A 14693-nucleotide genomic window follows, 5' to 3' on the forward strand; every position below is an offset into this window, starting at 1 on the left:
AGCCTTGATTAAAATGAAATTTGCTTACTAAGCGCAATTATACAAAGTGTAAGAGCCATCGGCACATAAACATATCTACCTATGCTATACCAAAGATCACCCTGCTTTTTAGCTGCGCCCATGTTTATCTCATCCACAATCTCATCTTTTTTTATTATCCAAAACCAAGATACCGCTCCGATAACCGCTCCGATTGGAATAATATAGATAGAGACAAAATCCATCCAAGGCCCCCAGCTTGATATAGCCTCCATATTTACGCCTATTCCAAAACATATAACACAAAGAGCTATCAGCATAGGAGCGCGCTTAATATTTGGAAATTTGTGCATGATAGATTCTGCTACCGCTTCAAACATATTTTGCAAAGAGCTAATGCCTCCAAAGATTACAGCAGTAAATAAAATAATGGCAAAAATTTGTCCACCAGGCATATCTTGTAAAATTTTAGGAAGTGTTACGAAAAGTAGCCCTGGTCCTGCCGCAGGATCCATTTTGTAAGCAAAAACAGCAGGTATCATCACAAGCGCTGCAACAAGTGCGGCGATAGTATCAAAAATAGCCGTCTTTTTAGCAGAATCTACAACATCCTCTTGTTTAGAAAGATAAGCGCCATAAACTATCATTCCAGAACCCGTAATAGAAAGTGAGAAAAATGCTTGTCCCATCGCTGCAACCCAAACCATAGGATCGCCTAGCTTAGCCCAATCGCCTTTAAATATAAATTTATATCCCTCAAAAGCACCGTCAAACATGGCTACTCTAATCGCCAAAATAAAAAATAGTATGAAAAATAGAGGCATCATAATTTTGTTTGTTTTTTCTATACTTTTAGCTCCGAAAAATAGAGTAAAAAGTGTACCTGCAACAACTATAAAGTGAAAAGGAACTACCGAGTAACTACTTAACGCGAAAGATTCAAACCATGTATTTGTATCAACACTCATTAAAGAGCCTGTTACCGCTTGAAACAAGGCCTTTAAAACATAAGCGATAATGACAGCATAGCCTATTGCTATACACATAGATCCTGCAAGAGGTATCCAGCCTACGATCTTTCCAATCTTACCAAGCCCGCGAGTGTTAAAGGCAAATTCATAAGAGCCTAGAGTACCGGTTTTTGCGCGTCTTCCTATAGCATACTCAGCAGAAAGACCAACATAAGAAAATATGGCAACAAAAAATAGATATATGAGCAAAAATGCCCCACCGCCATTTGTGCCGACCTTGTAAGGGAAGCCCCATACGTTAGCCATACCTACGGCAGATCCGACGCAGGCTATAATAAATGCCCAGCGAGAGGTGAAACTTTTCTTTTCCATTTTTTACATCCATTAAGTTGAAGATTTTAAAAATTATACTTAAGTAAACTAATAAGAAAATTATATTAGCTATTATTATAAAATATTTGAAAAAGACTAAAAGCAAGGCTTTTATCTTCGGTTTTATGAAATATAAATTCTATTAAATTTATATTCTGATATAATCAACCGTTATTTTTAGAAATCTTACGCATATATCAAAAGAGAAACTTTATGAACCTATCGCTTAAAAAGCTTGCGCTTCCCATATTTTTAGACATGTTTTTACATTTTGTAACACTTATTATAAATACATATATGGTTACAAAGGTAAGCATTCATCTAGTGGGTGCGATGGGTGCAGGAAATCAAGTCATGGATCTTTTCATGACCATATTTAGCTTTTTAAGCGTTGGTTGCTCTGTAGTAGTAGCTCAAGCCTTGGGCGCAAAGAATAAAAATTTAGCTACAAGAATAGTGCATGCAAGCATTACATTTAATACGATTTTTGGGATAGTTGCGGCTACATTTTTATATTTTCAGGGATACTTGGTGCTTAAAATATTAAGAGTGCCTGAAAATTTACTCGATGAGAGCTACAGCTACCTACATATTTTAGGTTTTGCACTATTTATCGACGGAATGGGTATGGTGCTGGCGGCTGTTTTAAGAGTGTATAATTTCGCAACAGCGGTTATGCTTGTATCATTACTAATGAACGTTATTACGCTTATTGGAAATGCTATCGCGCTATTTGGATGGTTTGGACTACCAAACTACGGTCTTTACGGTGTAGGGATTTCTACACTGATAGGCAGGCTGGCTGGTGTTGCGGTGCTATTTATAATTTTAATCAAAATAGCAAAGGTAAGAATTTATATAAAAATGCTTCTAACCCTGCCATTTAATATCCTGCGCAAAATTCTATCTATCGGGATTCCAAGCGCTGGTGAAAATCTATTATGGATGGCGCAATATATGGTCGCATTTGGCTTTGTAGCAAGCATGGGCGAGGCCAGTTTAAACGTGCAAACAATATACTTTCAAATAACTCTATTAATACTTCTATGCGGAGCAAGTATTAGCGTAGCAAATGAGGTTATCGTCGGTCATTTAGTAGGCGCAATGAGATTTGAAGAGGCCTATATAAAGACTTTTAGAGCGTTAAAGCTAGGTTTTATAGCAACCTTAGCCGTTGTTTTAATAGCCTATTTTGCAAAAGATGAGATTATGAACAGGCTAAATTTAACAGACGAGCTAAAACAGATAATGCTTCCGCTATTTACACTATCGATAATTCTTGAAACAGGACGAACTTTTAACATAGTGATAGTAAATGCACTTAGAGCAAGCGGAGATGCGAAATTTCCACTAATCACGGGAGCTATATTTATGTGGGGTGTTAGCTTACCGCTTGGATACTATTTAGGAATCATGCAAAATATGGGCATAATAGGAGTCTGGATAGGATTTGTAGCCGATGAGTGGCTAAGAGGACTTGTAAATACATGGCGATGGAAGAGTAGAAAATGGCAGTCAAAACGACTTGTATAAAATTTGATAAATTTGATGTTACGCTCAATTTTAAAAGAATAAAATCAACTCGCATTAAAATTTCAAAAACAGGTGAAATTTCGCTCTCATTACCGTATTTTTGCACCCAAAAGCAGGTATTTGAAATACTGAATAAAAATATAGAGTGGATAGAAAAAACTCACTCCAAAATTTTAGAAAATTTGCCAAACAGTGATGAATTTAGGCTACTTGGTGAAGTTTATAAACTCCAATTTGATGAAAATATAAAAAACATAAAAATAGTTGATAAAGAAATTTGGACTCCGAGCTTAAAAAGGCTCGAAAAGTATAAAAAAGATGAGGCCAAAAAGATTTTTTATGAGCTGATAGAGAAATTTAGGCCATTCGTTGGTAAAGATATAAACAGAATCGTAATCAGAAATATGCAAACCAGATGGGGTAGCTGTAACTCTCGCAAAGGCTATATAAACCTGAATCTAAATTTAATAGAAAAACCAATAGAATTGATCGAATATGTAGTGCTTCATGAGCTCACACATCTAATATATCCGCACCATAAAAAGAGTTTTTATGATTTTATCGCTTCAATCATGCCAAATTTTAGAGATCTTGAAAAAGCCTTAAACAATAAAAATTTATAAATACCCAAATATGCGTTTTAAGCGCAATAGTAACAAAATATGTTAAAATAGCATATTATTAACTTTAAAGGATTTGTATGAAAAAAATTTTAGCATTTGCACTGCTATCCTTAAGTGTTTTTGCAGGTGATTTTGAAGATGGTTTAGCTGCATACAAAAATGCCGATTATGCAAGTGCATTTGAGAAATTTAACGCCGCTTGCATGAACAAAAACGCTGCAGGTTGCGAGCAAGTAGCGTTGATGTATCACACAGGTAAAAGCGTTAAAAAAGATGTAAGCAAAGCCTTTTCACTATATCTTCAGGCTTGCGAAGCGGGACAAAAGCATAGTTGCTCAATGGCTGGCGGAATGCAAGATATGGGAGAAGGAACAAAGATTGATAAAGAAAACGCAATGAAACTTTTAGTAAAAGCTTGCGAGCTTAATGATGCTCACTCTTGTGCCGTAGTCGGTTCTTTTCATCTTGAAAAACAAACGCCTGACAGTTTAAAAACGGCAAAAAATCTCTTTCAAAAAGCTTGCGATCTAGGCGACCGCTTGGGATGTATGTGGGCCGAGGATCTAAGTAGATCAAAGAAAATATAATATCAGTTACGGCGTTAAATTTGCGCCGTAACTTTAGATTTATCTCTACTTAATAGGACTGTTTATACCTATTATCATATTATCTTCTTTTAGGTATAGCTTAGCTGCATTTTTGATATCCTCATTTGTTATCATGCTAACAAATTTCTCATACTCATCTAGACTAAATATCTCATTATCATATATCTTGCTTGATACCAACTCATTTAGCCAAAAACCGGATTGCTCATATTTTTGTTCTAGCTTTAAAATAGTAGATTTTTTATAGCTTTGAATATATCTATCAAGCGCACCTTCGCTCTTTAAATTTGATATCGTCTTTTTTATTCCATCAAGAACGCTATCAAGTTTTTGAGGAGAAGTTGTAAAAGATATATCGACTCTTGAATGAATATAAGGATGTTTATTTAGTCTAGTACTCAAAGAGATTCCGTAAGTTTCGCCCTTTTCTTCGCGTATATTCTCTCTAAGTGCCATTTTTAGCACTTCGCCAAGAGCAGAAATTTTTATCAAATCAAATTTAGAATACTGGATTTGGTTATTTTTCATCTTTACTATCACATCGCTACGATTTGAAGTCTGATAAAATCGCTCAAATATATGAACTCCATCTAAACCTCTTACGCCGTCATCTATAAAATTTTCGCTATTAAATTTAGCAGGCAGAGTGGCTATATATTTTTTAATAAGTGGCTCCATATCGGTCTCTTTGAAATCTCCGACAAAAATAAATGTATAAGATGAAGCGTTAGTAAATTTATCATTTACTATATCTTTTAAGTCATTAATTTTAACCGCCTCTATATCACTTCTGCTAAAATGCTTTTTACGCTCATTGCCGTTGTAATAAAATTCGCTAAACTCTTTAGAAAATTTATAGCTCGGCAAAGACTCTCTTTTGGCAAGATCTTCTATTCTTTTAGTCTTAATCTTTTTTAGCATATCATCATCAACTCTTGGGGAATTAAACTCAAGATATATGGCTTCCACTAAAGACTCTATATCGCCAGTGCTACTCTTGCCGTAAAATCCATGAGATAAAGAGCTTATTCGCTTTTGATAGCTTAAGTATTTTCCGTTTAAAATTTTACTTATTTGGTAGTTATTAAACTCTCCAGCTCCACTTTCATTTGAAAGTGTGGTCGCAAACTCTCCTAGCTGAGGTCTGGCAAGATTTGAGACACCTCCTTTACTAACAGCCGCGAAAGATATTAAATTTTTCTCATTTTTAAGAGTTTTTAGAATCACAGTAGCATTATTTTCAAGAGTATAACTCCAAATTTTATGCTTTTCATCAAATTTTTTTGAGATAATTTTGCCTGGTTTTATCTCTTTATTTATCAGTTTTGAAGGCAATTTAAAGCTTTTAAGATGAAATGTATATGGCTTTATATCATTTGCAAGCTGTTCAAATTTCTCCTTACCAAGCCTATATCCTTTAGAACTAAATATACTGACGCTCTTTTCATCAAGGCTCAAGATTCGTCTAAATTCAGCATTAACCTCGTCAAGAGTTATTTCGTTTAAAATTTTAAGACTTAAATTCCTGCTATCAATATCGCTTAAAATCACATTTCCAAGCTCAAGTGCATAGACTATATCTCTTAGATAATCGGCTGATTTTTTACTCTTTGATTGCAGATATCTATTATTGATAATGTTGATTAAATTTTTCTTCTCATCATCAAAGTCGCTTTGGCTAAATCCATGAATTTTTATGCCGTTAATAACGCTTAACATATCTTTTATAGAGTCCTCTTGATCATCTCCTATGATTTTCATATCAAAGCTATACATTGTCTTTTGCGCCTGAATCGGCATATTTGTAAAAACCGCTCTTTGAATAGAATTTTCTCTATTTGTTTTCTCTTCATAAAGCGTATTTATCAAATTTGAAATATATAGATTTATAATCGCTTTGCGAATTTGCGATTCAGTTTGTCTTGGTGAAAATTTATCAAAAAATGAAATTTTAATAGAATTTTCAGCGGTTTCATTTGAATCGTAGTTGTAGATATTAAGTCCGTTTTTAGCAGGTATAGTTCTGTTTTCTTTAGTATCATAATTCGTATTTTTAACAGAAGAAAAACTATCTTTTATATAGTTTAGAATTTCATCTTTTTTAAAGTCTCCTACAGCCACAAATTCCATAAGTCTAGGCTGATACATCCTATTATAAAAGTCTTTCATCTGGCTTACGCTAACATTTCTTACTATATTCATATCACCTATCGGGGCTCTACTAGCATAGATACTCCCTTCCAGTAAATCATCCCAATGTAGTTTATAAAGCCTATATTCAGGAGTATTTCTAGACCTATCCTCCTCTATAATTACCCCGCGCTCCTTATCAAGCTCATCTTTATCGAAGTTAATTCCATCCATCCAGTTACGAAAAACCAAAAAAACATCTTTTAAATTTCGCTCGTTTACCTCTATATTTAGCATATATGCCGTAGAATCATAAGTCGTATAGGCATTCAAATCGGCACCAAATGCCACGCCTAAACTCTCAAGTTTTTGTATCAACTCGTTTTTACTAAAGTCCCTACTCCCATTAAATGCCATATGTTCAACAAAATGCGCTAAACCAAGCTCGCTTGGCTTTTCATCCGCAGAGCCTGCGCGCACAACAAGCTGAAAATATGCCTTATTTTCCGGCAATCTATTTTCTTTAATATAATATTTTAGTCCGTTTTCAAGAGTGCCTGAGGTCAAATTTGCATCTTGCGAAAGAGCAAAAAGACCAATAACAGTAATTAAAAGTAATAAAATTTTTCTCATATCTTCTCTTTTATAAAATTTAATCTATCAAAATCATCCGATCAAGTCGTTTTAAATATCTATATATCCTATCCAGCTCGACTTGACTATCTACTTTGGAGTCTGAATAGTAATACTCTATTTCTTGAGTCGAATCCTCAAGCAAATTTACCCTCTCAAGTTCGTATTTTAGCTTATTTACAGTCCCTTCATTTCCATCTATAAATTTTATATTCGGTGGCAAAATTTCTCTTAAAGTATCTTTAAAATAGTTAAAATGCGTACATCCTAGCACAAGCGAAGAGTAATTAGCAAGATCAAATTTTAGCAGTTCATTTTTTAAATATGCACGCACTCTTTGAGAGTAAAACTCCTCATTTTCTGCAAATTCAACAAGCTTAGGCAAAGCAACTAAATCTATTAAACTCTTATTATCAAAACGAGCTATAAGATCTTTTAGTTTTTTACCTTTTACCGTTACAGGAGTTGCAATTACGATGGTACGTGAGTTTTTAAATATATCTGCAGCCTTTTTAACAGCAGGCTCCATCCCTATAATAGGTATAGCAAACTCCTCTCTTAGCTCGTTTATAGCTGCACTAGTGGCGGTATTACAAGCTACAACTACCGCTTTTACGTCTTTTTCTTGCATAAATTTAAAAGCATGAGTAGTGTAAGATAAAATTTGCTCCTTACTCTTTAATCCATAAGGAACATTTTGCCTGTCCGCGTAATATAAAAACTGCTCGTTAGGCAATTTTTTAATAGCCTCATTTAATACGCTAAGCCCGCCAAGCCCTGAGTCAAATATCCCTATTTTCATCGCGCATTCCTCTTTATATTTGCCAAATTAACTCCAACCACTCCAAGTATTATAAAACTTGCTCCTAAAAAATGATAGATTTCAAAATTTTCATCAAGCAAGAATATTCCGGCAATTATTGTTACCAAGGCTGAAAGATTGCTAAAAATTCCTATCTTAAAAGCTTCTAATCGTTTTAGTGAATAGCCGAACAAAAAAGAGGTTGCTACGGAACTAAAAATTGCTAAAAATAGTGTCGAAATAGTAAATTTAATATCTAAAAAAGGCGCGAAATAAAGCTTTAATTCTCTGGATTTTAAAATATAATCACTCAAATTTAACATATTAAAAAATATAAATCCTATAAAAATAGTAACTATAACTAACTTTGAAATTTCAAATTTTGCCAAAACACGCCTTGCAAAAACATTATAAAGCGAGATAGCAATAACTGATAAAATAATTAAAAAATTGCCTATTAGATTTGAATTTTCACCAAAATTACCAGACATATAAATGATGTAAATAATGCCAAAAACAGAGACTAGCGCAAAAAATTTCTGCCATATATTTGTATATTCTCCAATAAAGAAATGCGCAAAAACCATTGTAACAACTGGAGTGCAAGCATGAAAGATTCCAGCCATAACCGAGCTGGTAAATGTAAGTCCAAAGGCTTGAAAAGCAAAAAATAAACTTGGATATAAAATGGCTATAAATGATATTTTTTTAAAATCTTTTAAGCTTATTTTTTCATTTATAAAACCGAATTTTATTAAAATCAGTACAACTATAAAGGCTATGCTAAATCTATGCGCCAGACTTTCAAATACGCTTGCAAACTCAAGTGAAATTTTGACAAAAGCAAATGAAAAACCTACTATAAATGTAGCAGCTAAAAGCGATAGATAGGCTCTTAACATAAAGGGTTAAGAGCTCTTTTTCTCGCTCTTATTTTTCATCCACTGATATGCAAAAACTAGCCCGTAAATACCCACTCCAATCGCATAAGATGTATATTCGTTAGGAATGGCGGCTATATATTTAACGCACATATTTGGAACCAGAACAAGAGGCACTACGGCAAGCAGTAAAACTCTCTCCCAAATTTGTACCCTAGTTACAAAAAACCCTTGAAGCGCCGAAGAAAAGGCAAACATTCCTATAAGTGCGGTTGAAAATATGAGCAGCATCTCAAGTGGATTTGTTATCCAAACAATACCTTTAGCATCATTTGGAGCTGCAGGATTTATACTCTCTATTAATAAAAGCTTGTTGTTAAACACAAAGGCAAAAGGTAAAACCGTGGTTCTTAGATCGTAAAAGAAGCCTTGCACACCAACTGTTACAGGGTTTGCCTTGGCAATACCGGCAGCGGCGTAAGCGGCAATTCCTACAGGAGGCGTATCGTCGGCTAAAATTCCAAAATAAAATACAAATAGATGCACCGCAATAGCAGGAATTAAAAATCCGTTTTTATAAGCTAAAAATAAAATTACAGGTGCAACAAGAGATGATACCACTATATAATTAGCCGTAGTTGGAAGACCCATTCCAAGTATCAAAGACATAACAGCGGTTAAAAATAGTATCAGCAAGATATTATTACCTGCTATAATCTCAACCACTTCAGATAAAACCTGACCAATACCAGTAAGAGAGATTGAGCCCACTATAATTCCGGCTAGACCAGTGGCTATAGCTATGGTAGTCATATTTCTGGCAGCCGTTACCATAGCCCAGAAAATATCCGCAAAGCCTATAATAAAATCGTTTTTATTTACTTTTTCTCCCATAGCCATTTTTTTAATAGGCTCTTGGAATATAATTATCAAAAACAAAACATTTATAGCGTTAAATGCCGCAGATATTGGCGACTCTTTGGCTATCAAAAGGGTATAAAGCATAACCAATATAGGTATTAGATAGTGAAGTCCGCTAAAGAAAATTTTCAACTTAGAAACGCTTTTATCTTGTTTCATTCCTTTTAAGCCAAGTTTGCAAGACTCCAGATGCACTATAAAAAATAAGGATGCATAGCAGACAAAGGCAGGAATTACAGCAGCTATCATTACATTAGTATAGCTCATGCCTAAAAATTCGGCTATTATAAATGCAGCCGCACCCATAATAGGTGGCATAAGCTGTCCGTTTACACCAGCTGCCACTTCGATAGCTCCGGCTTTTGTACTAGTCAGTCCTGCTTTTTTCATAAGAGGAATGGTAAATGTTCCAACGGTTACAACGTTTGCCGTTGAGCTTCCGGAGACCATACCTGTTAAACCGCTAGCTATAACAGAAGCCTTAGCAGGACCTCCTCTAAATCTGCCAAGCAGGGCAAAGGCTAAATTTATAAAATACTGCCCCGCTCCAGCTCTTTCAAGAAGCGAACCAAACAAAACAAAAAGATATATAAAGCTCACACTAACACCAAGCGGCACTCCAAATACGCCCTCGGTAGTTAGATACATATGCCCTGCGAGTTTATTTAGACTGGCACCTTGGTGAGCTATGATGTCTGGCATATACTGTCCAAAATAGTCATAACACAAAAATATAGCCGCGATGATGCCAAGCGCAGGTCCTATCACGCGTCTGCCGGCTTCAAATAGTATAAGCACAGCGGCGCTTGATATCAAAACATCAAATTTAGTATAGTCTCCTGGTCTTTGAGCAAGAGAGTAAAACTCTACAAAAGGATAAAGTGCCGCTATGACACCCACTACACAAAGCAAGATATCATAAATCGGCACGCTAGTTTGAGCCTTTTTGTGAAATTTCACAGGATAGAGCAAGAATACAAGCGCTATCGCAAAAGAGAGGTGAATAGAACGTGACATAGTGGTATTCATAGGAAAATACGCGATATATAGTTGGAAAACCGACCAAGAAAAACAAATTATACTTGTTAAATAGATATAAAAATTCGAGTTTATCTCTCTTGTTTTTACCTCTACAAACTCTTCTTTTTCCTGAGGTATTGCATTTTGCGCCTTATTTTGCTCTTCTATATCCGTATTTATATCCTTGTTTTTTAAATCACCAATTTTGCCGTTTAGCTCCATTAACCCACCCTTAAAATTATTTAATTATTCCATGTTTTTTAAACTCAGCCTCAGCAGCAGGATGAAGCGGAGCTGAAAGACCCTCGATCAAAGACTCTTTAGTAACCGCGCCAAGTGCCGGATGGAGTGTTTTATACTCATCAAAGTTATCTAGTATCGCCTTAACAACAGCAGTTACCGCTTTATCGCTCATGTCTTTGTTTGTAACCAAAACAGCCTTAACACCGATACTTTCCACGTCATGGCCTACACCTTCGTAAGTGCCTTTTGGTATCACGCCTTTTGCAAAATAAGGAAACTCTTTAAGCATCTTATCGATATTGTCACCTTTGATGCTTACGATATCTATAGGCATAGAGTTAGCTGCATCGGTAATATTTGCTGTAGGATGGCCCACCATATAAAAATATCCATCTATTTTTTTATCTTTAAGTGCGTGAGGGCACTCTTGAGCTGTCAAAACTCCGTGGTGTTTTAATTTTTTAGCATCAAATCCATAAGCATTAAACACTGTAAGAGCGGTCATCTCATTACCACTGCCAGGATTTCCTACGTTTATGCTTTTTCCAGCAAGATCATTAATAGATGAAATTTTACTTGCTTTTGATACTACAAATGCCAAAAGCTCAGGATAGATAGAGACTACAGCACGTAAATTCTTATCTCCCATATCCTTAAATTTGCCCACTCCGTTATATTTATCATAAACTACGTCGCTTTGTACAAAGCCGAAATTTAGCTCTTTTTTAAGAACGTTATTTACGTTATATATAGAGCCGCCGGTTGATTGAACGGAACATTTTATCTGAGGATCTTTATTGGCAAGTCTGCATATAGCTCCGCCCACAGGATAATAAGTTCCAGTCATTCCACCTGTTCCGATAGAAATGAACTCTTTTGCGCTAAGTGTTGAAGCCAAAAGCAGTCCAGCCAAAGCCAAAGATGTTTTTTTCATAGTCAATCCTTTATAAAAAATTTGATTTTCTATCGTATCACAAATTCTATTTTTGCCAGAAATTTATTTGAGATTTTTTGAGACTAATTCTAAAATTTTTCACAATTTTACACATTTTAGGCTTAAAAATAATTTTCTTAAGTTTTAATTTATATTATTTTTATAATGATTTTTTTATTTAAGTTTTATATAGAGCAAGATTGATTAAATTCTTAAGCTAAGGCACGACAAAGCTTAAGAATTTAAAATATATATAATTAATCAATAAAACGCTTTGTTAAATTTTGATACTCATCTATCCTGCGATCTCTAAGAAATGGCCAAATTCTACGAACCTCTTCACTTCTTTTCATATCAATATCTACAATATAGCACTCTTCGCTCTCACTATCGGCTCTAAATAGCTCCTCGCCCTGAGCACCAAAGACAAAGCTATTGCCCCAGAATTTTATTCCGTCCATAGCTCCGCTCTGATCCTCTTCAAAACCTACACGATTTACAGCTACCACAGGCAAACTATTTGCGACAGCGTGTCCTCTTTGAACCGCTACCCAAGCATCCAGCTGACGTATTTTCTCTTCACTACTATCAGACTCAAACCAACCTATAGCAGTAGGATAAATTAAAATTTTAGCACCGCGCAAAGCCATAAGTCTAGCAGCTTCAGGATACCACTGATCCCAGCATACCAAAAGCCCAAGTCGCCCCACGCTCGTATCTATCGGCTCAAACCCAAGATCGCCCGGCGTAAAATAAAATTTCTCGTAAAATCCAGGATCATCCGGTATATGCATCTTGCGGTATCTGCCAGCTATGGAGCCGTCTTTTTCATAGACGTAAGCAGTGTTATGATAAAGTCCGTCGGCTCGCTTTTCAAAGAGTGAAGCAACCAAAACCACACCATTTTGTTTAGCTACATGCCCCCAAAATTTGACATCCTCTTCCCATTCGTTAGCAAGATCAAAGAATTTAGTATCTTCGCCTTGGCAAAAATACTGAGTTTGATGAAGCTCTTGACAGACTACAAGCTCAGCCCCACCCTCGGCCGCCTCTCTTATTAGCTCTATAGTTCTTTGATTCGTAGCCTCTTTCGAGCCATGAAATTTTTGTTGAATTAGCGCTACTTTCATAAAATCACCTCAAATTAAATTTTCAAAAAATTATATCACACAAAGCTTTTAAGCCAAATTTCTATCATCATAAGGATCTAGGTGGGTTGTTATCTCCCATCTAAATTCACTAAATTTATCCCTTATTTCATATTCGATTTGGTTGGAAATCTCATGCGCCTTAACAAGTAAAATTTCCTTATCAAATACCAAATGAACGACCATATAGCAGATATCGGAACTCTTTCTGGTTGTCAATCCATGAAAGCTATTTATCTCTTTTTTGGATTTTATAATATCTTCTATTTGACTTACTATTGTGGACTCAAGAGCCTTATCTAAAAGCACTCCTAGGCTCTCTTTCATCAAAGATATGGCTGAATTTACAATATATCCGCTAATTACGATACCAAAGATTGCATCTATTATCGTAAATCCTGTAAATTTGATAATAATTAAGGCTAAAATTATGCCAAAATTAGTAAAAAAATCGCTTTTATAATGAAGCGCATCAGCCTTAATTATCAAATTTTTTGTCTTCTTTGCTACAAAATTTAAAAACGCAACAAGAGCGCCCGTAACCACAAAAGAAAAGATCATCACATACAGGCTCAAATCGACATTTAACTCTACTTCGTCGGCTCTAAATTTAAGTATGCTTTCATAAAAAATAAAAACTCCTATACCTACGATTAAAATCCCTTCAAGCATCGCAGCTATGGCTTCTAATTTAGTATAACCAAAGTTAAATTTATCGTTTGGTTTGGCTTGAGATTTTCTAAGTGCAAAAAAGTTTAAAGCAGATACCAAAAGGTCAAGCATAGAATCAATCGCGGAGCTAAGCACCGAAACAGAACCGCTTGCTATACCTGCAATAAATTTAATAACCGAAAGCAAAAAAGCCGTAGTTCCAGCTACTATTACGGCTAATCTTTGTAAATTTTTATTTTCTATCCGTTCCATCTCTTCTTAAAAACCTATTTTGACTTGAGCAGTGAAGCGAGCCGTTTTGACGAACAAAAACGAGCGAATTTACACCTATTATTTTGTGATTTGGAAGTGCTTTTGCAAGCCTTTCAAGCACGATTTTATCGTTTTTATCATCATAAGTAGGCACGATCAAAGCGCCGTTTACAAAGATAAAATTTGCATAAGTACACCCCAGCCTTTTACCTTGGTAAAATTTAGGGCTAGGAAGCGGAAGCGGCAAGAGGTTAAAGCCCGTTTTTTCAAGCTCTTGCTTCATTTTTTCAAGCTCCTCATAGTGCTCATCATTTTTATCATCCGTGCAAGCATAGGCAATCGTATCAGGTGAGATAAACCTAGCCAAAGTATCTATGTGAGAGTCGGTATCATCGCCCTTTATGAAGCCGTGCTTAAGCCAGATAACACGATTTAAGCCAAAAAGCTCTTTTAGCCTCTCTTCAATCTGATCTTTACTAAATTTGGAATTTCTATTATCGTTTAACAGGCAAGTTTCAGTCGTTAGCAAAGTGCCTTGTCCGTTAAATTCTACACTTCCGCCCTCTAGGATGAAATCAACCTCTTGCAAATTTGTCTTAAAACGCTTAATAAGCTCTAAATTTACGGCGTTATCCTTTGAGCTTTCAAATTTCCCGCCCCATGCGTTAAATTTAAAATCATAGCTTAAAATTTTATCTCCGTTTTCAACGTCAATCATCCCGTAATCGCGTATCCACGTATCATCTGTGTCAATCTTAACAAACTCCACATTATCAAATTTGGCAAATCGTGAGTTAAAAATTCCTTCATCAGGGCATATCAAAACGCACTTTTGAAAAGGAGTTATCGCCGCCACAAGCTCTTCGTAGCTATCTAAAATTTCGTTCAAATACGGCTTCCAGTCGCTGTTTTCGTGCGGAAGCGATAAAAATATCAGCTCTTGTTTTTCCCACTCTGCATAAGCTCTCAAA

12 protein-coding genes are annotated in these 14693 nt (G+C 35.4%); 3 read left to right on the forward strand and 9 right to left on the reverse strand.

Annotated features, from left to right (window positions below):
* Nucleotides 1–8: 8 nt before the first annotated feature.
* A complete protein-coding gene (locus CDOM16190_RS04530; RefSeq protein WP_170019066.1) occupies nucleotides 9–1322 on the reverse strand; it encodes a sodium-dependent transporter in 1314 nt (437 codons plus the stop codon).
* Between the two features lie 213 nt (nucleotides 1323–1535).
* Here CDOM16190_RS04530 and CDOM16190_RS04535 point away from each other — a divergent pair, with 213 nt between their 5' ends.
* The 3 genes from CDOM16190_RS04535 (at nucleotide 1536) to CDOM16190_RS04545 (ending at nucleotide 4065) form a co-directional block, all read left to right on the forward strand.
* Nucleotides 1536–2855 carry an MATE family efflux transporter gene (locus CDOM16190_RS04535; protein WP_170019067.1) on the forward strand — a complete coding sequence of 440 codons (1320 nt, stop codon included), beginning with the start codon at nucleotides 1536–1538 and terminating at the stop codon, nucleotides 2853–2855.
* Complete coding sequence (locus tag CDOM16190_RS04540) at nucleotides 2831–3478, forward strand: M48 family metallopeptidase (RefSeq protein WP_170019068.1); 648 nt, start codon at nucleotides 2831–2833, stop codon at nucleotides 3476–3478. The genes CDOM16190_RS04535 and CDOM16190_RS04540 overlap by 25 nt, the downstream gene beginning before the upstream one ends.
* Before the next feature lie 77 nt (nucleotides 3479–3555).
* Complete coding sequence (locus CDOM16190_RS04545; protein ID WP_170019069.1) at nucleotides 3556–4065, forward strand: tetratricopeptide repeat protein; 510 nt, start codon at nucleotides 3556–3558, stop codon at nucleotides 4063–4065.
* A gap of 45 nt (nucleotides 4066–4110) precedes the next feature.
* Here CDOM16190_RS04545 and CDOM16190_RS04550 read toward each other — a convergent pair whose 3' ends face one another.
* From CDOM16190_RS04550 to CDOM16190_RS04585, 8 genes are all read right to left on the reverse strand, one after another.
* Nucleotides 4111–6849 (reverse strand): M16 family metallopeptidase, encoded by a 2739-nt coding sequence (locus tag CDOM16190_RS04550; RefSeq protein ID WP_170019070.1) that lies wholly within the window; start codon nucleotides 6847–6849, stop codon nucleotides 4111–4113.
* A 19-nt stretch (nucleotides 6850–6868) separates the two neighbouring features.
* Nucleotides 6869–7651 carry a glutamate racemase gene (gene murI / locus CDOM16190_RS04555; RefSeq protein ID WP_170019071.1) on the reverse strand — a complete coding sequence of 261 codons (783 nt, stop codon included), beginning with the start codon at nucleotides 7649–7651 and terminating at the stop codon, nucleotides 6869–6871.
* Nucleotides 7648–8553, reverse strand: coding sequence for a DMT family transporter (locus tag CDOM16190_RS04560; protein ID WP_170019072.1), 906 nt, complete (start codon nucleotides 8551–8553; stop codon nucleotides 7648–7650). Before CDOM16190_RS04560 ends, murI begins: the two co-directional genes overlap by 4 nt.
* Nucleotides 8554–8559: 6 nt before the next feature.
* Nucleotides 8560–10695 carry a TRAP transporter permease gene (locus tag CDOM16190_RS04565; RefSeq protein ID WP_170019073.1) on the reverse strand — a complete coding sequence of 712 codons (2136 nt, stop codon included), beginning with the start codon at nucleotides 10693–10695 and terminating at the stop codon, nucleotides 8560–8562.
* 16 nt (nucleotides 10696–10711) lie between these two features.
* Complete coding sequence (locus tag CDOM16190_RS04570) at nucleotides 10712–11650, reverse strand: TAXI family TRAP transporter solute-binding subunit (RefSeq protein WP_170019074.1); 939 nt, start codon at nucleotides 11648–11650, stop codon at nucleotides 10712–10714.
* A 257-nt stretch (nucleotides 11651–11907) separates the two neighbouring features.
* Nucleotides 11908–12780 carry a carbon-nitrogen hydrolase gene (locus CDOM16190_RS04575; protein ID WP_170019075.1) on the reverse strand — a complete coding sequence of 291 codons (873 nt, stop codon included), beginning with the start codon at nucleotides 12778–12780 and terminating at the stop codon, nucleotides 11908–11910.
* A gap of 48 nt (nucleotides 12781–12828) precedes the next feature.
* On the reverse strand, nucleotides 12829–13722 hold the full coding sequence (locus tag CDOM16190_RS04580; RefSeq protein ID WP_170019076.1) for a cation diffusion facilitator family transporter: 894 nt from the start codon (nucleotides 13720–13722) through the stop codon (nucleotides 12829–12831).
* The gene (locus CDOM16190_RS04585) at nucleotides 13703–14692 is read right to left on the reverse strand and encodes an agmatine deiminase family protein (RefSeq protein ID WP_170019077.1); all 990 of its coding nucleotides are present in this window, start codon (nucleotides 14690–14692) and stop codon (nucleotides 13703–13705) included. The genes CDOM16190_RS04580 and CDOM16190_RS04585 overlap by 20 nt, the downstream gene beginning before the upstream one ends.
* Between the last annotated feature and the right edge of the window lies 1 nt (nucleotide 14693).

This window comes from Campylobacter sp. RM16190 (assembly GCF_012978835.1).
Lineage (GTDB): Bacteria > Campylobacterota > Campylobacteria > Campylobacterales > Campylobacteraceae > Campylobacter_A.